Source organism: Nocardiopsis ansamitocini (assembly GCF_030268225.1).
GTDB lineage: Bacteria > Actinomycetota > Actinomycetes > Streptosporangiales > Streptosporangiaceae > Nocardiopsis_D > Nocardiopsis_D ansamitocini.
In genome coordinates, this window is the sequence record NZ_BSQG01000001.1 from 1,272,071 (window position 1) to 1,294,996 (window position 22,926).

18 protein-coding genes are annotated in these 22,926 nt (G+C 67.0%); 6 read left to right on the top strand and 12 right to left on the bottom strand.

Annotated elements, in window-relative coordinates:
• Positions 1-231: 231 nt before the first annotated feature.
• From QSJ59_RS05735 to QSJ59_RS05745, 3 genes are all read left to right on the top strand, one after another.
• Complete coding sequence (locus tag QSJ59_RS05735) at positions 232-1,353, top strand: S1 family peptidase (RefSeq protein ID WP_285757620.1); 1,122 nt, start codon at positions 232-234, stop codon at positions 1,351-1,353.
• Between the two features lie 535 nt (positions 1,354-1,888).
• Complete coding sequence (locus tag QSJ59_RS05740; RefSeq protein WP_285757621.1) at positions 1,889-3,055, top strand: S1 family peptidase; 1,167 nt, start codon at positions 1,889-1,891, stop codon at positions 3,053-3,055.
• Between the two features lie 318 nt (positions 3,056-3,373).
• A complete protein-coding gene (locus tag QSJ59_RS05745; RefSeq protein WP_285757622.1) occupies positions 3,374-3,739 on the top strand; it encodes a DUF3054 domain-containing protein in 366 nt (121 codons plus the stop codon).
• A 63-nt stretch (positions 3,740-3,802) separates the two neighbouring features.
• Here QSJ59_RS05745 and QSJ59_RS05750 read toward each other — a convergent pair whose 3' ends face one another.
• The 11 genes from QSJ59_RS05750 to ychF all read right to left on the bottom strand — a co-directional run bounded on the left by QSJ59_RS05750 (position 3,803) and on the right by ychF (position 18,489).
• The gene (locus QSJ59_RS05750) at positions 3,803-4,018 is read right to left on the bottom strand and encodes a CsbD family protein (protein ID WP_285757623.1); all 216 of its coding nucleotides are present in this window, start codon (positions 4,016-4,018) and stop codon (positions 3,803-3,805) included.
• Positions 4,019-4,144: 126 nt separating this feature from the next.
• On the bottom strand, positions 4,145-4,333 hold the full coding sequence (locus tag QSJ59_RS05755) for a CsbD family protein (RefSeq protein ID WP_285757624.1): 189 nt from the start codon (positions 4,331-4,333) through the stop codon (positions 4,145-4,147).
• 393 nt (positions 4,334-4,726) lie between these two features.
• The gene (locus QSJ59_RS05760; RefSeq protein WP_285757625.1) at positions 4,727-5,476 is read right to left on the bottom strand and encodes a hypothetical protein; all 750 of its coding nucleotides are present in this window, start codon (positions 5,474-5,476) and stop codon (positions 4,727-4,729) included.
• Between the two features lie 2 nt (positions 5,477-5,478).
• A complete protein-coding gene (locus QSJ59_RS05765; RefSeq protein ID WP_285757626.1) occupies positions 5,479-6,648 on the bottom strand; it encodes a C40 family peptidase in 1,170 nt (389 codons plus the stop codon).
• A gap of 1 nt (position 6,649) precedes the next feature.
• Positions 6,650-7,279 (bottom strand): hypothetical protein, encoded by a 630-nt coding sequence (locus tag QSJ59_RS05770; RefSeq protein WP_285757627.1) that lies wholly within the window; start codon positions 7,277-7,279, stop codon positions 6,650-6,652.
• Positions 7,280-7,405: 126 nt separating this feature from the next.
• Positions 7,406-9,763: a type IV secretion system protein gene (locus QSJ59_RS05775; RefSeq protein ID WP_285757628.1), complete on the bottom strand. Its 2,358-nt coding sequence runs from the start codon at positions 9,761-9,763 to the stop codon at positions 7,406-7,408.
• Positions 9,760-12,243: an ATP-binding protein gene (locus QSJ59_RS05780; RefSeq protein WP_285757629.1), complete on the bottom strand. Its 2,484-nt coding sequence runs from the start codon at positions 12,241-12,243 to the stop codon at positions 9,760-9,762. Before QSJ59_RS05780 ends, QSJ59_RS05775 begins: the two co-directional genes overlap by 4 nt.
• Before the next feature lie 100 nt (positions 12,244-12,343).
• Entirely contained in the window at positions 12,344-15,667 is a 3,324-nt protein-coding gene (locus tag QSJ59_RS05785; protein ID WP_285757630.1) for a TcpE family conjugal transfer membrane protein, read from the bottom strand.
• Between the two features lie 12 nt (positions 15,668-15,679).
• A complete protein-coding gene (locus QSJ59_RS05790) occupies positions 15,680-15,997 on the bottom strand; it encodes a hypothetical protein (protein ID WP_285757631.1) in 318 nt (105 codons plus the stop codon).
• A 108-nt stretch (positions 15,998-16,105) separates the two neighbouring features.
• On the bottom strand, positions 16,106-17,083 hold the full coding sequence (locus tag QSJ59_RS05795) for a conjugal transfer protein (RefSeq protein WP_285757632.1): 978 nt from the start codon (positions 17,081-17,083) through the stop codon (positions 16,106-16,108).
• 311 nt (positions 17,084-17,394) lie between these two features.
• A complete protein-coding gene (gene ychF, locus QSJ59_RS05800) occupies positions 17,395-18,489 on the bottom strand; it encodes a redox-regulated ATPase YchF (protein WP_285757633.1) in 1,095 nt (364 codons plus the stop codon).
• 222 nt (positions 18,490-18,711) lie between these two features.
• Here ychF and QSJ59_RS05805 point away from each other — a divergent pair, with 222 nt between their 5' ends.
• From QSJ59_RS05805 to QSJ59_RS05815, 3 genes are all read left to right on the top strand, one after another.
• On the top strand, positions 18,712-19,668 hold the full coding sequence (locus tag QSJ59_RS05805; protein ID WP_285757634.1) for an FkbM family methyltransferase: 957 nt from the start codon (positions 18,712-18,714) through the stop codon (positions 19,666-19,668).
• Between the two features lie 108 nt (positions 19,669-19,776).
• Complete coding sequence (locus tag QSJ59_RS05810) at positions 19,777-21,207, top strand: DNA recombination protein RmuC (RefSeq protein WP_285757635.1); 1,431 nt, start codon at positions 19,777-19,779, stop codon at positions 21,205-21,207.
• 32 nt (positions 21,208-21,239) lie between these two features.
• Entirely contained in the window at positions 21,240-21,752 is a 513-nt protein-coding gene (locus tag QSJ59_RS05815) for a DUF6542 domain-containing protein (protein ID WP_285757636.1), read from the top strand.
• An 8-nt stretch (positions 21,753-21,760) separates the two neighbouring features.
• Here QSJ59_RS05815 and QSJ59_RS05820 read toward each other — a convergent pair whose 3' ends face one another.
• Positions 21,761-22,759: a 4-hydroxy-3-methylbut-2-enyl diphosphate reductase gene (locus tag QSJ59_RS05820; protein WP_285757637.1), complete on the bottom strand. Its 999-nt coding sequence runs from the start codon at positions 22,757-22,759 to the stop codon at positions 21,761-21,763.
• Positions 22,760-22,926: the final 167 nt, after the last annotated feature.

Sequence of the window (22,926 nt, forward strand, 5' to 3'; positions counted from 1 at the left end):
CTCGACGCATTTCAAGATCAAATTCAGGGACGACGGTTTATCACTCCGTAATCGCCCTATTGCGAACTGTGGCCGATGACTTATCGTTTCAAATCGTTTACTGAACTCCGGTAAACGCGAGCCGGCGACCAATTCTCACAAGGGTGGCCGCCGCCTCTGGGAACGCGCTGAGTCCCCGCTCGTTAGCGCGCGGTCCCGCCCTGGTTCACTCACCCAGAAAGGGCAGGGTCAATGCAGAAATCCCCCGTCTTCCGTGCCTTCACCGGCACTGCGCTCGCTTTCGGCCTGGTGGTCGCAGCGGCACCCTACGCCGTGGCGGCTCCCGCCGAGACGACGTCTTCCGGCACGGCCACTACGGCCGCAGCAACCCAGTCCAGTGCCCTGGAGCGCGACCTCGGGCTGAGCAAGGCCGAGATCGCCGAGCTTCAACTCGCCGAGGCCGAAGCCAGCACGCTTGAAGCAGAACTGCGAGAGACCCTGGGCGACGACTTCGGGGGAGCCGTCTTCGACGCAGAGACCCTGAACCTGGCGGTCAAGGTCACCGACGCGTCAGCCGTCCCTGCCGTGGAGGCCGCCGGCGCGACCGCAGAGGTCGTGACCTACGGCGAGTCCACCCTGGACGCAATCGTCGAGGACCTCAACGACACCGGTGCCGCGCCCAGCGTCACCGGATGGTACGTCGACAGCGCCGACGACTCCGTGGTCGTCACGGTCCTGGAAGGCCAGACGGCCACCGCCGAGGCACTGATCGCCGACGCGTCGGTGAACGAGAAGGCGGTGCGCATCGAGGAGACCACGCAGGTTCCCGAGACCTTCGCCGACATCATCGGCGGCAACGCCTACTACATCGGCAGCGGCCGCTGCTCCATCGGGTTCAGCGTCGTGGGCGGCTTCGTCACCGCCGGCCACTGCGGCAGCGCCGGGCAGTCCACCACCTACGGCACGATCCAGGGCTCGATCTTCCCGAATCGTGACATGGGATGGGTCCGCACCCCGAGCCACACCCCGCGCCCGTGGGTGAACCGCTACAACGGCACCAACATCACCGTCACCGGCTCGACCGAAGCCGCCATCGGCGCGTCGGTCTGCCGCTCCGGCTCCACCACCGGCTGGCGCTGCGGAACCATCCAGGCCAAGAACCAGACCGTGAACTACGCCCAGGGCCCGGTCTACTACATGACCCGCACCAGCGCCTGCGCCCAGCCCGGTGACTCCGGCGGCAGCTGGCTCTCCGGCACGCAGGCCCAGGGTGTCACCTCCGGTGGCTCCGGCAACTGCACCATCGGCGGAACCACCTTCTTCCAGCCGATCAACCCCATCCTCAGCCAGTACGGCCTCAGCCTCCTGACCTAAAAACCCAGGACCGATCAACGGTGTCCTCCCCTCCCCGCCGGGGACGGGAAGGACACCCCTCCCGATGCCGGCCGGTCGGCGCCCGATCCCCCGGGCTCCGACCGGTTTTTTGCTGCCGGAAGGCAGGTCACAACCCAGCAGCGGATTCGATTCAAGCAATCACACAGAGTAGTACTACGTTCCGCAAAATGGCCCAATCCGGCCACATCGATTACTTGCTTTTTGCCACTTGCATGATTTCGGCACGTTAGAGGCCCATGGCGACAGCTCTGCCACGTCGCAATTCGCCCGATCGCCCCCACGCGACACCCGGGAAAGCGCGCCATCGAGCAGTGCCCTCCATCCCTACCGCTGAGTAACTACCCTGTCGCGAATAGTCAGATATGACTTATGGTTGCCAACTGTTTACCGAATGTGCGGTAAGCAGCGGTCTGCGGTCATCTAGGTAAAGATGTCGCCGGCCGGGAGAGGCGCGTTGAGCCCCCGTTCCTGAACGCGCCCCTCCACACAGGCACACGAACCCGAAGGGCAGGGTATGAAGAGAGCATCCGTGGCACGCGCGTTCGGCGGCACGGTCCTGGCACTGGGCCTCGCAGCGTCGGCCGCACCAGTGGCCTGGGCCGATGCCACCGCAGCGGACACCCCCGACCCCCTGGTCAGCTCCCCCGGTCAGTTCGAGGCCCTCAAGCGCGACCTGGGTCTTAGTTCGGCCGACGCGACCGATCTCATGGCGAAGGAAGGCAAGGCCCGCACCCTGGAGGCCGAGCTGCGCGACACCCTTGGCAGCGACTTCGGCGGCGCGGTCTTCGACGTCGCCGACGGCACCCTCACCGTGTCCGTGACCGACGAGGCGGCCGTGCCCACCGTGGAGGAGGCCGGCGCTCGGGCCGAGGTCGTCACCTACGGCGAGCAGGCGCTGGACAACGTCGTCTCCGACCTCAACACCGCCGGCAGCGACGCCGAGGACGGCGTGACCGGGTGGTACGTGGACGCCGCCGACGATTCCGTCGTCATCACCGTTCTCGAAGGCCAGGAAAAGGCCGCCGAGGAGCTGGTGGCCGAGGCCGGGGTGGAGGCCGAGGCCGTCACCGTGCGGGAGAGCGCCGAACAGCCCACCACGCTGGCCGACGTCGTCGGCGGCAACCCCTACTACTTCTCCCAGGGCGGACAGGCCTACGTCTGCTCCGTCGGCTTCGGCGTGGTCGGAGGGTACGTAACGGCCGGCCACTGCGGCGAGACCGGCTCGACCACCTACCTCAACTCCGGCCTGTCCCAGACACTGGGCACCGTCGAGTCGTCCACGTTCCCCGGCAGCGACAAGGCCTGGGTGTCCACTGGCTCCGAGCACACCCCGACCGGCACGGTCAACGGCTACGACAACGCTGACATCACCGTCACCGGTTCCGACGAGGCCGGGATCGGCGCGTCGGTGTGCCGCTCCGGTCAGACCACCGGATGGCACTGCGGGACCATCGAGTCCAAGAACTCCACCGTCAACTACCCCGAAGGCTCCGTTTCCGGCCTGACCCGCACCACGGCCTGCGCCGAGGGCGGGGATTCCGGCGGCTCCTGGGTGGCGGGCACCGAGGCCCAGGGTGTGACCTCCGGCGGTTCCGGTAACTGCACCACCGGAGGCACCACCTACTTCCAGCCGGTCAACGAGATCCTCTCCGACAACAACCTCACCCTCATCACCGGCTAACTCCCTCACGACGGTTGCCCCGGCCCGCACCAGGGTCGGGGCAACCTTCTTGTCAGGCAATCCGGTGGTGGGAACCGGTCGGCACCCACTCCGTCCCCGGTGTCGGCCGGTTCGCCGTCGCCACCCGAACCTTCACCGCCCGGAGGTGCGCCACAGGGCCCGCCGGCGCTCCGCCGAGGACGAAGCTCTCGAACCACATGCGGGCGCCACGAAGGTCCATCGCCGGCAGGGGGATCGCCTCTTCTTTCCCGGCCGGTCGCGACCGGGCGCCGGGCAAACCGTTCGGCCGCGGGAGCAGTGACGGCCTAGGCTTCGACCATGCGCTTTCTCCGGGCCGCAGCCCTCGACACCGCTTCCGTCCTGGCGTTCACCGTGGTCGGGCGGGCCAGTCACGGTTCTCTCACCGACCTGTCGGGCCTGGGAACAACATTTTGGCCATTCGCGGCAGCCCTCTCGGCAGGATGGCTGGTGACCCTGGCGTGGCGCGCGCCTGCCGCCCCGCTCCGAACCGGACTGGGGGTGTGGGCGGTGACCGTTGCCGGTGCGATGCTGTTGCGCACTCTCAGCGGGGAGGGCACAGAACCGGCGTTCATCGTCGTGACCTCACTGTTCCTCGGCGCGACCCTACTGGGGTGGCGAGGGATCGCGACCTGGTTGCGGCGCCGGAACGCAACCACTCCTTAGCCCCGCACACAGCAGTGGCCCGGGGTCTCCCCCGGGCCACGAAACGATGCTGATCCCACTCGACTAGCGGGTGGGGCGGTGCTTGTCACCACCGAGGCCGTCAACGGTCCCGCGGACACCGTCCTTGAGGTCTTCCTTGGCTTCGCGCGCGTTGCCCTTGGCCTGTTCCGCACGGCCTTCGGCCTTGAGCCGCTCGTTTCCGGTGACCTTGCCGGCACCTTCCTTGAGCTTGCCCTTGATCTGCTCGCCCTTGCTCTGACCCTTTTCACCGGCAGCCATGTCAGTCTCCATATCCGTGTCGAGAACGTGTGACGCTTCACTTCATCGGATCAGCGCCATACGCTCCTACTGCCTCGACAGAAGACGTTCATGCATGAAGATGCGGATGAAGTCGTCAGGAGGTGCTCAGAGCTTCTTGCGCGCCTTGGCGACCTCGATGCCGATCTCGGCCCCGGTCTCGCGGAGCCGACCCTCCAGAACGTCCCGGTGCCCCTTGCCCTTGAGGTCCTCGTTACCCACGGCATCACCGACCGCCTGCTCAATCTTGCCCTTGACCTGCTGACCCTTGGCAGCAGCCTTCTTGGCGACGCTCATCCGAACCTCCGTTGGTAGGAGTCCGCACGCAGGCCCGGGGATTCGTCCCGCGCGACTCCGGTGCTCCCTCAATAACCGATTCTGAACGCTTCAAGCATTCGCCTGGTCAAGGCCAGGAAGCAGCCGAGGGCCAGAAGAGGGTCGGGACGGAAATAGCCGTGCTCCACCAACCGTCGAACGCCTACTGGAGGATCGACTCGGCCACGCTGACTCTCCGCACAGAAATCCGCGCAGTAAAAGTCATCGACCACAAACGGTACCGCGTCAAAAAATCTACGATTGGGGCACATCACAGACCGCAGCCATTGCACTTTGAGCCGGCCAGAGGATTCCCACAACCGGAAAATGATCCAAATGAGCCACTGGCTGCGAAAAAGAAAGCAATAATCCGAGTCAGTCAGGTATCCTCAATACGAAGCGACCAAAAATTCGAGGGGCGATCTGACTTATTTTCTCTCGAAAGTCCCCCTCAAGCCGCGGATCACCGACTTCCCCTCCCCCAAGATCCACTATGCTCACAGTGGCCACACCGCTTTTTGCAACACCGACCAGCCTATACTCTGGCCTCCCTGGATTTTCTTTCGACTCCCCGTAGAAGAAATACGAATCATAGTCGACATAACCGGCTTGACCTTCTTCAACAACCGAAGCGAGCCGACCACCGGTCTTTTCCTTTAGTCGCTTGAATTCAACCGAAGCCCATTCAGTCTTTGAGACATCATCAGGCGCAGAAACCATGGCTTCATATTCTACGAGAAGTCTCCATTCACCTTCTTTCCCTGCAGGAAAAAGACTCCAGGAACATTCATCGGAAAGCATCCGAGTGGGACCATCAGGATTTTCACTGAAAGTGTCGAGAACTCCTTCAGCATTATCCAACCTACTGGGCGAGTCACTTCCGAGAGCTTCGCTTTCAACGGACTTACACAGGTCGAGCCCCTCAACGGGGGGGGCAGATGTCACCACGGGTTTTTGGGGCTCTCCCGCCTCCGAAGCTCCGCCACTTACTACGGATGTAAAAGTACGCACTACACCAGCGAGCACAGCGACAACCAGCAACCCTGCAAGGGTCCCTGAGCTCAACACGATCAGAAGTGCTCGCCAGCCACGAACTCCCTGCTTCCTCACCGGACGTTCTTCCAAGCTCAAAGCTTCCCCAGCCTTTCCAGTTGGGCCTTGGCCTCTGGCGCCTCCAGCGGCCGGGTGAAGCCCAGGATGGCTGAACGGTTGGGGCTGTCGTACTCCCGGGTGGCAATCGGTCCGCAGTTGGTGCACCACGCCTCGACCATCAGTCCGTCGCCGATGACCATTCCGACGTGACCGGGACCGGGCGGTTCACCTGCCCGCTGCACGTCGAAGAACACGAGGTCGCCTGGCTGCTCGTCCCCCTTCTCGATGCGCGGCCCGTAGTTCCACTGGTCTTGGGAGACACGGGGAATGGTCACCCCGACGTCCTCGTAGGCCCGCATCACCAGACCCGAGCAGTCGAAACCGCCGGGCCCCGTACCTCCCCACACGTAGGGAAGGCCGCGTTTGGCCATCGCCCAATCCACGACTGCCTGGGACAGCTCGTCCGGGGCGACGCCGATAGGGCCGCCCTCCGCGGTGAGCGTGCAGTCCACGGCGGTCTGGATCGAGGCGCCGGTCGAGTAGTCGCCGTCGGCGTACTGGTCCGCCCACCCGAGGACATCGTCCACGTACCACCAGGCGTGGTTGTATCCGAAGATCGCCTTGCGCAGGTCGGTCTCGGCTCCGTGCGCGATCAGGTAGTCGGCAGAGGCCGGGATCGCGTCCTCCGGGTCGTAGACGCTGACCACCCCGTCGTCGTTGCCGTCCTGACCGTATCCCTGCTCAGGGCGGTCATCGGCCGGCATGACGGGCTCTCCGCCCCAGCTGTTCCCGGCGGCGGATCCATCCAGGGAACCGAACTGCATGGGTCCCGCGGCCCCCCAATCGTTGTGGCCCTCGGTGATCCCCGGCCCCTCCCAACGTCCGTGATGGCTCTCGACCTGGCCGATGCCGGCGAGAACGTTCCACGGAACACCTTTCTCCTTGCCGACCCTCTTGTAGATGGCCAGATAGTTCTCCGGAATGGAGTCCTCGGCGTAACCCGACGCCTCCACCTGCTCGGTCTGGCTCGTGCAGCTCAAACCGCCCGCGGTCAGCGCACCGAGCCCCGTGTTGATGGACGCCATGGGAATGACGAGGATCGCGAGGACGACGACCCCGGTCAGGACTATTCCGAGGCCGATCGCGAGCTGGGTGGCGCAGCTCCCGCTGTCGGACGGAACCGTGCGGACGAATGGTTTGAGCATCTCAACCCTCACCGAGGTTTCCCAGGTCGGCCGGCTGGAAGTCGAACACCTGCCAGGCGCCTCCCTCCCGGACGACCGTCACTGCGAAATCACCGAGGTTCTGGGTCGCCCCGTCGTTGTCCTCGGTGATCGACTGCACCTTGAGGACGAAGACGATGGACTTGTTGTCGAAACCGCGGATGGAGCGCAGGTCGGCCAGTCCTTGGGAGACGGCCTCGCTCTCTGCGCGCTCGCCCCACATGGCGCCGGCTCCGGAGCTCTGCGCGAGGGTCTCGGCGTACTCCTCGGTGGCGAGTTGCTCCATACGGCCGTAATAGGTCTCAGGGGACTCGGAGTAGTCGATGGTTCCGTATGCCTCGGCGAAGCTCTGCGCGGAGACGGCCGCCGCCGTGAGCTCCTCTTCGGTGAAGGGGAACAGGTCGAACAGCTCGACCTCCTCGGCAGCCGTCGTGGGGATCGGGGCGACAGGCTGCTGCGAGCTGTCGGGGGCCTCCGCCTGCTCCTGGGACGGGGCGTTCTCGCCCCCGTCGGAGAAGCCGCCCACACTCCAGTAGATGCCGAAGGCCACCAGGACCACGACGAGAAGGCCGAACACCAGACGCTGCGCACCGTCGGAGAGAGGCTTGGGCATGGGGGGCTTTCTGACTCGTGGAACGGGTTGGCCGAAGGAGCGGTCGGTTATGTCTCGAGGACGTGCTGTTCACGGTGGTGGTGCGCGCCTTTTTCAAGGGCCGCACCACCACTCGGGAAGCGCTGGCTAGTCATCGTTGTCCAGCCAGAAGGGGATGTCGCGCTTGGCATCTCGGCGGCGGGCGGCGTCCCCCGTCCAGAACGGACTGGTGGGAGCGTCCTTGTCCTTTCCCGAGCCTTTCAGCCAGTTGTCGCTCTTTCCGCTGTCACGGGGAAGCGGCGCGGGACCGGTCGGCCGGGGCGGCGGAGTCCGTTTCGGGTCACGTGCGCCCAGGCCCGCCCAGCGTGAGGCCCTCGGCGCAGCACCGTCCTGATGGGGCGCATCGGCCCGCCTGCCGAAGACCCCTTGGCCGGTCCCGGAGTCGGGGGCTGCCGCGCGGGGGGCGTCAGCGGCGTTCGACGCTGCGGCGGAGGGCGCCCTCTGGGCGTTCCCGGACGATCCACCGGTGCCGAAGACCGAACCCCACCCCGTGTCACCGGTTCCGGTGTACCCGCCGGAGGGCCGGGGCGGGATCGGTCCGCGCGGCTCCGCGGAACCGCCGGCCGCTGCGGTACCGCTGAGTCGCGGCGCCTGGTCGGAGGTGCGTCTGGGCGCGGCTGTGGTCGACTTGCCCCCGTCGGCGCCGCCGGCCGGCTGCTCCCCCAGGTGCAACGGTGGAGCGGCCCCCGCGTTGTGGGCACGTCCGTAGGCGGCAGCACCGCGCGCCCGGGTCTGCTCACCGCGAACGGGCGAACCGTCTCCGGCTCCGGCGTCTGCGCCGGCCGCTGCTCCACGGGTCTGCTCGGTCCCGTCCCCGGGGATCCCTCCTACGGGCGGAGCTCCGCCTGCCGGGACCGCCGACGCAGCCGCGGCCAACTGGGGAGCGTTCCTGAGCCCCCACTTCTGGGCGCGCATGTAGGCGACCGGCGGGAGGACGTTGGCGCTGTTGGCGAGCACCCTGCTGTTCATCGCGTCGCTGACCATCCTCGATGTGAAGGTGTTGGCGTTCACCGAGGCGAAAAGGTGGGCGAACGGCTTTCGGTAGATGAACAAGGCCAGAGTAAAGAGCGCCAGCAGGATCATCTGAAGCCCCCATCCAAGCGTGGAGGACATCACCAGACCGTAGGACATGACCAGGAGGGAAATCAGAAGAACAACAAATATCTGCTTCAAAAGCATACCGAGAAGCATCTCCATCCACCTGATGAGAACCATTCTCCCATAACCGGGGTGAATGCCAATCAACAGAAATATCGGAGAAAGAAGCAGAAGAAGAAGGAAGCCGATCTTCAAGACGATAAGCGCAACAGAGCCCGCAAGTATCAAACCGCCAGCGAATATAGAAGCAAACAAGGCCAGCGTGGAGACGCCAAGCCTACCGCCCTGTTGATTACCCTCGAAGAGAGGGTAGATTCCAGGATAGGTCGACTGAACGCTCTCCGCAATCTCCTGGTACTGCCCCTGCTTCTCCTCAATCAATTCATTGGCATCGACTTCGCCCCGATTGATTTGCTGCTGCTCAATCTTACTAATTCCCTGCGCCTGCAGAAGCGCGACCCCATGTTGCTCCGCAGCAATATCAGCAGTAGGGCCGGTGCCAAATTCTCCAGCAATCCACGGCCTGCACACCAGGCCGGACCAGAGCATTTGAGAATTACTTCTGACAGCAAAATCATTTTCACTCTCCCAGGCAGCCTTCTCGATTTCCGGTGCGCCGGTGGGGCACGAACTGGCGCTACCTGAGATGGACACGCGGGAAACCGCAGAGTTGACCAATTGCCCACCGGAGTTGACCAAAGTGCTTGCATAGCCCATGATCTGCGCGGGGTTCACCAGGATCCAGATGCCAAGCGCGGTCGCAAGGACCATCCACACCGCGCTCTCGATGGTCAATGTGACCCGTTTACGGATGAGTCCGTACCAGCCGAGCCAGACCGCACCGAGGATCACGACCGTTGGCAGGAGGGGACGCCAGATCCCCTCACGGAGTTCGACCACGACGCTCTCGACCAGCTGGTTGAAACTGGCGAGCAGACCGTCGGAGGTGGCGGCCTGGTAGACGGTGATCGTGGACTGGTTGATGGTCTTGGAGAGGTCCCACGCCGTGTTGCTGAGCGTGGCCACGGCGCTCGAACCGAGCTTGTCGACACAGGACTCGCGAATGACGTGCCACTGCTGTCCGGAGGTTCCGTACTGGCCGTAGAGACTGGCGTCCGGCGGTAGCCCGTCCGGCGAACGATCGATGGCCGCCTGTGACTGCGGCGGCACCAGGAGACCGTCAGCGCCCGAACCGGCCGCTTCCGGCTGTGGGGCGGGCTCTCCCTCGCAGCCGGGGACGGCCGCCTGCACCGACCCCACAGGGACGAGGAAGAACGCGCACATGAGGACGGCGAGGAAGGCGATGCGACGCCATCCGGTCCGCCGTGCGGGTGGGGTCGAAATCATCGCAGCGGCTCCCGCGCGTCCAACCCAGTGGTACCGACCAAAGCGCCGTCCTCCTCAACGTCGGGCCTTTGTCGTGTCGGGTTGGTGTCGAGCCACCTCAGCAGCTCGTCCGACACGAGATCAACGGCGATGCGTCCGGCACGGCCGTCGAGGTCTCGAAAGATGCACTCGCCGTTGCCGAGGTTGCGGAGTGCGGCCATGTGTTCCTCGGAGGATTCGACCCCGAGGAGTGCCATAACGTCACCGACCTCGACCCGCTCAGTGGAGCGGAAGGCGAACACGCTGGACAGGCAGTTGGTGACCTGTTCGTTGAGCAGGTCACCGGCGTTCTGGCTGACCAGGATCAGAGCGGTGTTGCGGGAGCGCCCCATTCTCGACACCTCAGGGACGAGCTTGGCGCCCTCCGGCGTGGAGGTCACCGCCCATGCCTCGTCGAGGAAGATCGCCTTGGGCAGGCGACGGTCGAGCCCGTTCATGAGACGGCGGGCGAACTGGCTGACCAGGTACAGCAGCGCAACGCTCAGCCGCTGCTCGTAGCTGTAGTCGTCGCGCTGGATGGTGGAGTCGGGCAGGGTGAGTCCACCGAGGGTGAAGACGGTGGTCCATCCCTCGGAGTCGATCTGGTGGTCGCCCTGGGGGTCGAAGCACAGGCTGGCCAACCGCATCTCCGACATGGAGCGCAGCACCGCGCCGAGGTTGCGGGAGGCAGGGTCGTGCGACGCCTCGAGGTAGGCGACGACCTTGTCCAGGCTGGGACGGGGCTGGTTGGCCACCGCCGCCACCGCCTGGATCATCGCGGATTCGCGTTCCTCGCTCATCCGGGGCAGCAGGAGACGCAGTGTCTCGGTGGCCATCGTCTTCTTAGCAGGAAGGTCGTCACCGAACCCGAACGGGTCGAGCAGTCCGGACTCGGCTGATTCCAGCGACATGATCCGGGCTTTGCGCCCCCTCCGCTGGAGCAGCCGCACCAGTGACTCCGCGTCACCCTTCGGGTCGATGGCCGCGACCGTGACCCCGCGCAGTGCGAGCTGGTAGATGAGCAGCAGCGCGAGCGTGGTCTTTCCTCCGCCGGGCTCCCCGGTGATGGCGATTGCGGTGGGCCGGTTTCGGGCCGCGGCGACCATCGGGTCGAAATGCACGATGGCGCGGGCCCGTCCCAACGTCTCGCCGATGTAGGGGCCGACCCATCCCGCACCGCCCGCGTCGGTCCGGTCGCCCAGGTCGACCGTCGCGGTGGGCATTCCTCCGGCAACAGTGCGCAGCGGCTGGCGCTGCGCGTAGGCGTTGAGTCGCAGGCGGTCCCCCGGCAGCGACTCGCAGAACAGCGAGAACTGGTCCCCGGTGGACTGCGTGATGTCGATGCCCATGTCGCGGTAGTGCTCCACCACCGCTTCGACGCGCTGCACCAGCAGGTCCTCGGTGGGAGCGGACACCATCAGCCGGTGCCAGCCGTAGACGAAGGGCAGCCGCTCCTTGGTGATGCCGTGCTCCAGCATGCGTGCGGCGTCGATCTGCTCGGCGAGGGCCAGGGAGGGCTCCGCGCCGGCCTCGCGCATGTGGGCGTCCATGTCCCGGGCGTGGGCGAGCTTGCGGGAGACGTCCTTGCTGGCCTTGGCCGGCGGCACCAGCTTCATCCGCAGAGACACCTCGACGGGGAAGGGCAGCGCGTCGGAGTAGTGCAGCCACGGCTCACCGTCGGGGAAAGCCATCAGGTCGGGGAAACGGGAGAAGGAAAGGTAGGAGACGTACGCTTCGCCGACGGGCTGCTCCAACCGCAGGAATGAGCGCCCGTTGTGCAGGGTCCCGTCCACGAGCGCCTCGATCTCGCCCTGCCCCCATCGCCGCCGCGCGGCCGCGGACGGGCGCGGCTCCTCGATGGTGCTGGTGACGGCGTGCCGGATCAGCCATGCGAGTTCGGTGGATCGGGCGTGGCGGGCGTGCAGCGAGCTCGCCGCAAGGGCCCGCCCCAACCGTTCGGCCTGCTCGGTCCAACGGGCGATCTCGCGCGCGTCGATCGAGTCGTCCTCCAGTCCCAGCACCTGCTCGGTCCGCTGGTAGACCCCGAAGAGCTGGGAGAACATCCCCTGGGACAGCTGGGCGCGCACACCGCGCTGTCCCAGCCGGACGCCGAGGTAGACCTCCTTGCTCCAGAAGTCCTTGGCCCACACGTGCCGGTACATCTCGTCGAGGTAGTCGTACCAGCCGGGCCCGGAGTCGGAGGTGCGGTCGAGTTTGGTGGCCCAGTCAGCTGCCGGGTAGGTGCGGTGGGCGACCCTCAGGTGGACCTCGGCGTCGTTCATCCGGATCGCGGCGAGCGCGATCGTGATGTTGATGGCGAGGGCCTCGCGCTCCTCCGGCGTGGAGAACTCGTACGACACCGTAGGCAGCCGGAAGTAGGCCCACGCTTCGGTGTCGCTGAGCAGTACACGATCGTCGAAGTAACGGACCGCCAGCCGGCTGGAGCCCCTGCTGCCGTTCATCGGGTGTCCTCCTGCGGAGTGCGGTGGTGGTTCGGGTGCGTCGTCCAGGACCTGTCCGGCCGGAGATCGGGCCGGATATCGGGCCGGTGCTGTGCGTCGCTCACCGGTTCGCCTCGGTCCTGGGCCGGGGGCTGCCCGTGGCAGTGCCGAGTCCGGCCATGACGACACCGCCGAGCGCGGCGTGGGCGCGGCGGGTGGTAGCGCGCAGCGCTTCGACGTCGATGGTGCCGCGGGCCGAGGCGACGTGGTCGTCCCAGGGGATGCGCACGATCGCGCGGCATCCGCCCCTGGCCACCTGCTCGGCCGCGTCGACGTCGGCGAGGCTGCGCTTGCTGACACCGTTGATGACGACCACTGCTTTGGCGCGCAGGTCGGCGTAGCCGTGCCCGTCGAGCCATTCGAAGGTGAGCGCGACCGCCCTGGCCGCGTCGGAGCTGGCCGGGGCCACCAGCACCAGACCGTCCACGATGGGCAGCGCGCGGGCGACACCGGTGGCGGCCGGGTCGAGGAGGGTGAGCGGGTAGTAGCGCTCCAGCATTCCGGCCAGGTTGGCGTAGTCGCGGTCGTCGAGGGTCTGTACGTAGGGGTCGTCGAGGGTGCAGACGACCTCCAGCCCGCTGGGTGACTGCGACGTGTAGTCGCGCAGCCCGAGGTAACCGTGGATGCTGTCGGCGTTGGCCAGCAACGAAGTGACGGTCTCGGGGCTTTCGGTGCGGATACGGCGGGAAAGGCCGTTGGGCCCGGGGTTGACGTCCACGGCGACCACCCGGTCGTCGCGATGAGCAGCGAGGGTGTGCCCGAGCATCAGCGTGGTGATGGTCTGCCCCGCCCCTCCGGTACAGCCCAGGACGACGATCCGGCGCGGACTGTCGAGCGGTGTGCGCAACCGGTTGACGTCGGCTGTGGGAAGGTCGGTCTTGGGGACGGGGGTGTTGCCTCCCGTGACCACGCGGGCGAGTCTGCGCCACCCTCGGGTCCCGCCGCTGGACGAGGAGTCGTCGGCACGCACGAGGGACACCTGTGGGCCCGCCTCGTGATGTTCGGTCGGAACGGCGGGAGCGCGAGTGGCGGACCCGGTGGAGGCGTCGCCCTGCACACCGCTGTCGTCCGCCCCTCCGAGGATGCGCATGTTGGGTGTTCCCGAGAGCAGCTGCTGCTCCCCGGTCCCGTGATCGAGCTGCAGGTCGGGCTTTTCCGCAGCGTTGTCAGGAGAGGTTTCCCGGGATGCCTGCGTGCCCCGGGCAGGGGTGAGGAGTTCACCGACCTTGCGCGCGTTGTAAGCGATCCGGGTGAAAACGCCTTTGTCGTCGGCTGGTTCCGCCTGATCGCCCTGATCGGGTCCGGTTGTCGCAGAGGTCTCGACGGGCTCGGCGGGCTCGGTACCTGCCGAGCGCACGTTGCGGGCGAGGCGCTCGGAACGCTGGGGTGGTTCCTGGTCGGCTGTCGCGGCGCGCTGGAGCAGGGCCGCCCGTTCGACGGCGGCGAGGTCGTCCTCGGTCGGCCGTTGGGCGACGTCACTGAAACTGACGTGTTCGCCGGTTCCATGGTCGAGTTCCAGGGGAGGCTTGAACCGCTCGCCGGGACCGGAGACGACGGGCCTTGCTCGGTCGGACGGGGGGATAACCGTCGTCGTGGCCTCAGGCTCAGGCTCAGGCTCAGGCTCAGGCTCAGGCTCAGGCTCAGGCTCAGGCTCAGGCTCAGGCTCAGGCTCAGGCTCAGGCTCAGGCTCGGATGCGTCGACTTCCGGGTGGGACGTGAGGACAGCTCCTGTCCCGGCACCGGCTCCCGGCTCGGCGTCGTCGCCAGGCACCTCCACCGGGCCGGCAGGAAGCGCGATCGCGTGAACCGTACGGAGGGGCTCCGGGGAGGAGGCGGCTGCGAGCTCCTCGACGGCGACCGGTTCGTCGCGCACGGGCTCGGACCGATGACCGTCTTCCGCTGCCTCGGGATCTGCATGGCGGGCGGCAGGGGCCGCAGGGGCGGCCCCGAGCGCGGCCGTGGGCCCCGTCGTGCTTTCGGGCACCGGCTCGGCGGCAGGCCGGTCGTCCGCCCCACCGGTGTGGTCCGTGTCGGGTGCGGCGGCGACCTGGTGGCCGTCGACGCCCGAGGCGGCTTTCTTCTGGGGACGCTGTCCGTCGGGGTGCTCCGGGATTCCCGCATCGTCGGTACGGGCGACTGGGGGGAGGTCCCAGGGGGCTGCGTGCGGCCGTGGTCTCGGAGCCTCGGCCGAGTCGTTCTGTGCGTCGTCGGCGGGGGCGGGCAGTCCGTTGCCGTGTGCCTGCGCCGTCCCCCGGGACTCGGCGATCTTGGCGCGGACACGCTCCAGGCGTCGAGCCACGGCGACGCTCTGGGTCCGCCCCCGCAGTCGACGCTGGGCGAACTGCTTGTCCTCTTCGCCGTCGTCGAGGTAGTCCGAGGCGAGGATGGGCTGGGTGTCGGGCCCTGCGGACCGCGTCTCCGTGACGGCCTCCGGGTCGGGAGCCGCCATGATCTCCTCCGCACGGCGGCGCGCGGCGGCCCGGTCCTGAGGAGGCGGCATGGCCGCGGTGTCACTGCTGGCGTAGGCGCTCTTCGAGGACAACGGCCAGGGGGTCTGGCCGGACGACGCGGACAGCGAGGTGTACCAGGCATCGCTCTCGTGGTCGGGACCGGGAACTGCTCCGTGGGCCGGAGAATCCGTTCCCGACGGCAGTGGACGGCTGGGGGCGTCGTCCCGGCGTTTGATCGAGGCGAGTTCGGTGCGCAGGGCAGCGGGGGTTCGCTCCTCGGAGCGCTCCGGGACGGTGCTCTTCTCCCCGTTGGGGAGCGGTGCTTCCTCCTCTGCGGAGGCGACGGGACGGACGAGCGCGATACCGAAGTAGTCCAGGACCTTGCGGCCCGTGGAGGGTGCCGCCTCCGCACGTTCGGAGACCGCGACGGGAACGAGTTCCTCAGCCTCTTTTCTGGGCTTCTCGGTCCCCGCTGCCGTCTCCGGGACCGGCGCGGCGGCACGCTTGCGGTCGCGCTCGGCAGCGCGGGCGGCCTTGCGGCTGACGGCGGGGAGCGGGCCCGCCGCGGGGTCACGGCGCCAGACCCGGATCGCGATGACGAGGTGCGTCGGCTCGTGCTGGGGCGCGAGCCGGGTGTAGACCCTGGGTTCTGCGACATAGCGGCCCTGGGAGAGCAGAAGCTCGGTGAGCCGCTTGCCCTCGATGACGGGGCGGGTCGCCAGGAACGCGATCACCCATGGGGGGACGATCCATAGGACGTGCCACGGCGTCTCGAAGGGGACGCGGAGAAACTGCATGAGCAGGACCCAGACGAGGGTCACGCCCAGCCAGACACCGACAGTGACGAGCGGAAGCGAAATGGGCAGCCGGAAATCATAAAGCTTGTACAGCCGCTTCTCGATACGCCAAATATTGGTGTACGTGGGCAGATCCACGTCCCCGGCCTCCTACTCGGTGGTCACGCCCATGGCTCGTGCGATGGCGACGGCGATGACTTCGATGATCCCTGGTACGTAGAAAACGATGCCGATGAAGATCGCCAGGATGATGAACTGCGCGAATCGGGTGATCTCCCTGGTGAAAAGGAAGAAGATCGCCACGATCGAGACGATGACGAGGAACAGTGGACCGAAGAAGCCTCGCAACCAGTCCGCGAGGCCGGTGGTGTTGGGTCCGTCGGTGTTGGCTGCCAGGACGAGCACGGGACGCACCGCGTCGGCCGCGGTCCCGGCGAATTCGGAAACGAGGGGGAGGAGGGGGAGCATCTAACCGGTTCCCCCCGTGATCCACGCTGTTCGGCTGGTGTTCTGCATGGTCCTTCGTCTCCTTAAACAGTGCCTGAGTCGATGCCGGTCATTGTGTCCCGCACCGCCTCACCCGAACGAATTGGGGGCACCTTGAATATCACGCACATACCAGGACTCACCGTCCTTGACGACGGTGAGCCGGTAGCTCTGGGTCAGCTCGGCGTTGTTCCCGCCGCCGGGGACCTGCCACGCCACGGTGGCCTGGACGACGCGCACGTCCTCGTTTCCGGAGGACGCGACCGGGACGGTGATCTCGCCGAGGGAGCCGAACTCGACCGTTCCCGTGGGCAGGGGGACGACAGGCGCGCCGGGCTCGATGAAGGGGTCGAGGAACTGGGGGCTTTGCGCATAGGCGTCGAAGAACCCTTCGAGCCTGGGCTGGAGCTCGCCTTCGGCTTGGGGATCGGTCTCGACCGTGGGGGCCGCGGGCAGCTCGGCCTTGTCCGGTGCGGCCAGCAGGGCCGGGCGGCCCGAGACGACGAGTGCGGAGCCGTTGTCGGAAGCGTAGACGGGGACGTCGAGGCTGACCGGCTCGCCGCCGACCGAGGCCGTGAGACGTACCACGGCGTTGTTGTCGTCCAGCGCGTCGACGCCGACGACCTCGATTCCGGTGGCCGAAAGGGTGGCACCGGTGAGGTTGAACGTGGCCGCCCGCCCCTCGGGCACGAACGCGGCAAGCTCCTCGGCCCGCTGCGCCGGCTCCTCGGGGTCGGCGTTGAGGTAGATCGCGGCGAACTGAGCGGCGAAGGAGGCCGCGGCGGTCTCGGGGAAGTTCACCGTGGCGGTCTCGGGCGGCGCTTCCTGGGCCGGCTGGTTGAAGCCGGCGCGAAACGGCATCCAGATGCCGTTGAAGAGCACGACGAGGATGAACGCCCAGAGCACGGCGCGTCCGACCCACACCCACCAACGGCCGCCCGCCCCCGCCTTGGGCCGCCGTGACCTGCCTCGTTGGGCCGGCTCGGCGTCGAAGGTCTCCTCCGCCTCCACGCCGGGGGTGTCCGCTTCCAGGACACCGCCGCGCCCCGCGGCCGACCTGCGAGCCATCATGCCTCCATCCACCCAAACACGGGCATGCCACTTGGAGCAGTCGAATTCCGTCCTTCGCCTGTCTACCCCATCTTCTATGGTGCGGCATGACTCTGGATCTACGACCGCATTACGGGGCCGTGTTTCCTACCAACCCAATCCATGTACCCGGCCCAGCTTTGCCACAAAGCCGCACAGCTGGGTAATTCCTCACTGAACGGATGTATTCGGTGAGGTCAACTACCGGATTGATGATTGACCGGAAAGGGAGGAATCGCTGTTCAGTTAGGAAGCTGTGGCCTCGGTGGTCGGCGCGGGCCGGACACGGGTCAGACGTTGAAGCGGAATTCCACCACGTCACCGTCGTTCATCACGTACTCTTTGCCCTCCATCCTGACCTTGCCGGCGGCCTTTGCCGCCTGCATCGACCCCGCTCCGACCAGGTCGTCGAAGGACACCGTCTCGGCCTTGATGAAGCCGCGCTGGAAATCGGTGTGGATGACCCCGGCCGCCTCCGGTGCGGTGGCGCCCTTGTCGATGGTCCAGGCGCGCGCCTCTTTGGGGCCGGCCGTGAGATAGGTCTGAAGCCCCAACGTGGCGAACCCGACACGGGCCAACTGGGCCAGTCCTGATTCGGTCTGCCCCAACGACTCCAGGAGCTCGGCCGCTTCGTCGTCGTCCAGTTCCGCGAGCTCGGCCTCGATCTTGGCGTCGAGGAAGATCGCCTCGGCGGGAGCGACCAGCTCCGACAGTTTGGCGCGGAGCGCCTCGTCGGCGAGTTCGTCGGTGTCCAGGTTGAACACGTAGATGAACGGCTTGACGGTCAGCAGGTTGAGCTCGCGCAGGTGAGCGAGTTCGATACCGGCGGCCGGACCGCCCGAGGACAGCGGCTTGCCCTCGTTGAGCACCTGGCTCGCGGCCTCGGCGGCCTCGAGGACCTGCTTGCGCTCCTTGTCCTTGGCGTTGGTGCGGGCTTCCTTGGACAGGCGCGGAAGGGCCTTCTCCAACGTCTGGAGGTCGGCGAGGATGAGCTCGGTGTTGATGGTCTCGATGTCGCGCGAGGCGTCGATCTCACCGTCGACGTGCGTAACGTCCGGGTCCTCGAACTCCCGGATGACCTGACAGATCGCATCGGTCTCGCGAATGTTGGCGAGGAACTTGTTGCCCAGCCCCTCCCCCTCCGAGGCGCCGCGGACGATACCCGCGATATCCACGAAGGTGACGGTTGCCGGAATGATTTTGGCGGAACCGAAGATCCCCGCCAGGGTGTCGAGTCGCGTGTCGGGAACCCCGACCACGCCGACGTTGGGCTCGATGGTGGCGAACGGGTAGTTCGCGGCCAGAGCATCGTTCTTGGTAAGGGCGTTGAACAGCGTGGACTTGCCGACATTCGGCAGGCCGACGATCCCAATAGACAGACTCACGGGGCTTGAGTCTAGGTGCTCGTCCCGCCGGTCCCCAACGGGCCGGGTCAGGATCCGCTGTCCGCCCGACCCGCTTCCACGGGTTCACCGGACGCGAATGTTCTTTGAAAGGATTCGCCTGCGCGTCCGGCCAGCTCAGAGATAGCGTCATTGTCCAGGGCACGGCCAGGAGGCGTGCCGGTGTCCGGACGGTGCGGTCCGGACCGCGAGGTGGGGGGTGGAATGGTTCCCGATCCGGTTCGGGCGTTCGTACGCCGTCATCCGAACGTCAGGTACGCGACGCGCTGCCTGCGCTCACACCTGCCCCAGGTGTTGGGCGGACTCGACGCCACCCTGCTTCCGCCCAGGGTGCGGTCCTTCGATCTGGTGCTGCCACGGCGCGAAGGCGGCGAATCCCTCGGCCCGGATCTGTTGTCGCTGTCGGTCCCCGGCGATTACTGGGTACCGCGCCGACTCCAGGCATTGGGGTTGGCCGGATACCGGCCGGAGATCGTCAGCTGCTTCCTTTCCGTGCTGGATTACGCCCGCCCCGGAGCGGTGCTCGATATCGGCTCGGGTGTGGGCCTTTACTCACTGTTGGCCGCCGCCCGGAGCCGCCGCCGCGTCTACGCGTTCGAACCGACCCCCGATGTCGCCGCCACCGCCGGCGCGATCGCCGCGGCCAACGGCCTCGCGGTGCGGGTGGAGGAGACCGCGCTGAGCAACCACACCGGAACCGGTTGGCTGCGTCTGTCAGCGGTCTCCGAAGCGTCGAACTCGCTGACATCGGGGTTTCGGCCGGAGCTGGGCCGCGTGGAGGTTCGGGTGGACACGGCCTCCCGTTGGCGGGAGCGCGACAACATCGTGCCTTCCGTCCTGCGCATCGATACCGGCCCCACCGAACCCGACGTCATCGCCGGCGCCCTGGAGATCCTGCGCCGGTTCCGCCCGTGGATCATGTGCGGGGTGGTTCCCGACCACGGGGTCGAGGAGCGGCTGATGGCACTGCTGGAGCCCCTGGACTACAGCTGGCACCATCTGTGTGGCCCTCCGCCCTATCCCGCCGGCACAACCATCACGGCGTCGCGCACACCGCGCGAGCGCACCTGGCTGTTCGCTCCCGAAGCGCCGGAACCGGCTTTCTGGGAGAACGTCCGGTTGTGGGGCGATGCACTGAAAACCTGTACGCCGAACGCCTGAGCGAGCTGCCCGGCAGCGCTCCGGCGCCGACGTGCCCGTCGAACCGGGGCCGGCCCCCTGCGCGTGGCGCGGGGACCAAAAGCTCCGGAGTTGAGACCATGGCGGGTTATGGATGGGTTTTATGTGCTCCTCGTACTGTTCGTGGGCCTGGGTGTCGGTGCGGCACTGGGCTGGTTGCTCGCCCGGTCGCGCACTGCCGGGGCCGAGGCCCGTGCGGAAGCGGCCGACGAGCGGGCGGCCTATATCGAGGAGCAGTTGGCGGAACGGTTCCGGGCCTTGTCGGCACAGGCGTTGGACGCCACCAACCAGCGGTTCATGGAGATCGCCGAGGGACGGCTGCGAGCGGCGAACCTTGAGGCGGGACACGATCTGGACCAGCGCCGCCAGGCCATCGAACACCTGGTGGCCCCGTTGAAGGAAACCCTGTCCCGGGTCGAGGGGCAGTTGCACGAAGCCGATTCCGGGCGGCGTGCCGCGCATGCGGAGCTGGCGAAACAGGTCGAGATGGTCCGGGAGGGCTCGGACCGGTTGCGTGATCAAACCGGTGCCCTGGTCACGGCTCTGCGCCGCCCGGAAGCGCGGGGCCGGTGGGGTGAGTTGCAGCTGCGCCGGGTGGCGGAGCTGGCGGGAATGGCCGCCCACTGCGACTTCGAGGAGCAGGCGAGCGTCACCACCGACAACGGGGTGCAGCGCCCCGACATGGTGGTCCGGTTGGCCGGCGGCAAGAACATCGTCGTGGACTCCAAGGTCTCGTTGGCCGCCTATCTGGAATCCGTCGAGTCACCGGATTCCACCACCCGTTCGAGCCGCTTGGAGGCACACTCCCGGCACGTGCGCACGCATGTGGACCAACTGGCCGCGAAGGCGTACTGGGCGGCGTTCAGTCCGGCACCGGAGTTCGTGGTGCTGTTCATCCCCGGAGAGGCGTTTTTAGCCCCTGCGCTGGAAAGGGATCCCGGCCTGCTGGAGTACGCGATGGCCAAACGGGTCCACATCGCCACCCCCACGACGTTGATCTCGCTGCTTCGCACGGCACAGTACGCGTGGCAGCAGGAGGCACTGAGCGCCAACGCGCGCGAGGTGTTCGAGCTGGGAAAGCAGCTGCACGGACGGTTGGCCACATTGGGTGGGCACGTGGAGACGCTGGGCAAGTCGCTTTCCCGGACCGTGGCGGTCTACAACCAGACCGTGGGCTCCCTGGAGACCCGTGTCCTGGTGACGGCTCGGAAGTTCGGGGAGCTCGGGCTGGTGGAAGGCGAACTGGATCGCCTGCGGGGCGTACAGGATCAGGCCAGGGCGCTCACCGCCGCCGAACTCACCGAAGAGGCCGCACGAGGACGCGGGGACAACCTCGGGGGGTGGCCGAGCGTCGAACACGCAGCAGAGCAGTTCGCCGGAACCACTCCCGAATCGGATGAAGAGGGTTTTTCTCCTCAAGAGGAGTTGTACGGCACGAAGTCGAGCGGTGGTCGCGACGATGAAAACGACGACACGACACACCAGAGAGAGCCGGATTTTTCACATGAGGTGACACACTGAATACCGTGAGTCACACAAGGGAGCGCACGGTGATGACGACACGCGACGTGGACGGCGCACGGACACCGCACCGGACCGAACGTCCGAAACGCCGTAGCGAACACATATCACCCGCCGGAGCGGCGGCCGTACGCCTCACCGCTCGCGGCGCGATCGTCGGCATGGTCCTTTTCAGCTTCGCCTCGGCGCTGGTCGCCAGCCTGACCGAACTGCCCGTGATCAACGGGATCGGCTTCCTGCTGGCCTGCGCATCGGCCGCGTTGCTGGTGCGCTCCGGCGACCTGCTGTCCCTGAGCGTCAGCCCTCCATTGGCCTACTTCACCGCGGCGTTGAGCGCCGAAGCCGTTTTGACCCTGGGCACCGAGGGTTTCGTACGGGGCGTGGCCATCGGCATGGGCACGCGGCTCGCCGAGGTCGCGCCGTGGCTGTTCGCCGGGACCGCACTGGTCCTCGTGGTCACCATCGTGCGCGGCCTGCCCGCCAACGTCCGCGAGCTCGGCGACGAGCTCAGCGGGCGCAGGAACAGGATGGCGCAGCGCAAGTAGGCCCGGGGTCAGGCCGGCGAGAGCGGCAGCAGCTTGTGGGCGATCGAGCCGTCGTTGTTGCGGCGGGGCCGCAGCTCCTTGGGGAGGGCGAAGGTGAGCTTCTCCCGTTCGGTCTCGATCTCCTCGACGTCGGTGTAGCCGTGCTCGGCCAGACGGTCCAGGACTTCCCTGACCAGGATCTCGGGTACCGACGCCCCGCTGCTCAGGCCGACGGTGCGCACTCCCTCGAACCACTCGTCCTTGAGGAACGTGTGGTTGTCCACCAGGTAGGAGGCGTCGGCGCCGGAGTCCAGCGCGACCTCGACCAGGCGCACCGAGTTGGAGGAGTTGGCCGAACCCACCACGATGAACAGGTCGCAGTCGGGCGCGATCTCCTTGACCGCCGCCTGGCGGTTGGAGGTGGCGTAGCAGATGTCGTCGCTGGGCGGGTCGATGAGGTTGGGGAACTTGGCGCGCAGCGCCTCGACCGCCGCGTTGGTCTCGTCGACCGACAGCGTGGTCTGGGACAGCCAGGAGACCCGGTCCGGATCGCGGACCTCGATGGCGGCGACCTCGTCGGGGCCGTCGACGATCTGGATGTGCTCCGGGGCGTGGCCGCTGGTGCCCTCGACCTCCTCGTGACCGGTGTGCCCGATCAGGATGATGTCGAGATCGTCCGCGGCGAAGCGCTGTGCTTCCTTGTGCACCTTGGTGACCAGGGGGCAGGCGGCATCGATGGTCTTGAGGCCGCGCTCGGCGGCTTCCTCGTGCACCATCGGCGAGACCCCGTGGGCGGAGAACACCACGGTGGCCCCCTCGGGCACCTCCGAGGTCTCCTCGACGAAGACGGCACCCCGTTCTTCCAGAGAACGCACGACGTGCGTGTTGTGCACGATCTGCTTGCGCACATAGATCGGGGCGCCGTACTGCTCAAGGGCCTTCTCGACCGTGATGACGGCGCGGTCGACCCCGGCGCAGTAACCACGGGGCTTGGCGAGCAGGACACGGCGGCGATTCGTCGCAGACATGCCACCATCCTACGGGCCCTTCGGGACGCCCGCTGCGAACTGTGACACTGCGCACCGTAGCGGGCGCTGGCCTCGCCGCAAGGACACGGTGTGGAGCCAACCCGGTCCCGAGGTGGTGAATTCACGCCTGCCACCCCTGCTGGCAAGCACGGAACTCCCCTATTCTG

Bases quoted from the DNA above. Each gene is read 5' to 3' on its own strand.
- QSJ59_RS05735 (WP_285757620.1), top strand. From the start codon at position 232: ATGCAGAAATCCCCCGTCTTCCGTGCCTTCACCGGCACTGCGCTCGCT.
- QSJ59_RS05740 (WP_285757621.1), top strand. From the start codon at position 1,889: ATGAAGAGAGCATCCGTGGCACGCGCGTTCGGCGGCACGGTCCTGGCA.
- QSJ59_RS05745 (WP_285757622.1), top strand. From the start codon at position 3,374: ATGCGCTTTCTCCGGGCCGCAGCCCTCGACACCGCTTCCGTCCTGGCG.
- QSJ59_RS05750 (WP_285757623.1), bottom strand. From the start codon at position 4,018: ATGGCTGCCGGTGAAAAGGGTCAGAGCAAGGGCGAGCAGATCAAGGGC.
- QSJ59_RS05755 (WP_285757624.1), bottom strand. From the start codon at position 4,333: ATGAGCGTCGCCAAGAAGGCTGCTGCCAAGGGTCAGCAGGTCAAGGGC.
- QSJ59_RS05765 (WP_285757626.1), bottom strand. From the start codon at position 6,648: ATGCTCAAACCATTCGTCCGCACGGTTCCGTCCGACAGCGGGAGCTGC.
- QSJ59_RS05770 (WP_285757627.1), bottom strand. From the start codon at position 7,279: ATGCCCAAGCCTCTCTCCGACGGTGCGCAGCGTCTGGTGTTCGGCCTT.
- QSJ59_RS05775 (WP_285757628.1), bottom strand. From the start codon at position 9,763: ATGATTTCGACCCCACCCGCACGGCGGACCGGATGGCGTCGCATCGCC.
- QSJ59_RS05780 (WP_285757629.1), bottom strand. From the start codon at position 12,243: ATGAACGGCAGCAGGGGCTCCAGCCGGCTGGCGGTCCGTTACTTCGAC.
- QSJ59_RS05790 (WP_285757631.1), bottom strand. From the start codon at position 15,997: ATGCTCCCCCTCCTCCCCCTCGTTTCCGAATTCGCCGGGACCGCGGCC.
- QSJ59_RS05795 (WP_285757632.1), bottom strand. From the start codon at position 17,083: ATGGCTCGCAGGTCGGCCGCGGGGCGCGGCGGTGTCCTGGAAGCGGAC.
- QSJ59_RS05805 (WP_285757634.1), top strand. From the start codon at position 18,712: ATGGTTCCCGATCCGGTTCGGGCGTTCGTACGCCGTCATCCGAACGTC.
- QSJ59_RS05810 (WP_285757635.1), top strand. From the start codon at position 19,777: ATGGATGGGTTTTATGTGCTCCTCGTACTGTTCGTGGGCCTGGGTGTC.
- QSJ59_RS05815 (WP_285757636.1), top strand. From the start codon at position 21,240: ATGACGACACGCGACGTGGACGGCGCACGGACACCGCACCGGACCGAA.
- QSJ59_RS05820 (WP_285757637.1), bottom strand. From the start codon at position 22,759: ATGTCTGCGACGAATCGCCGCCGTGTCCTGCTCGCCAAGCCCCGTGGT.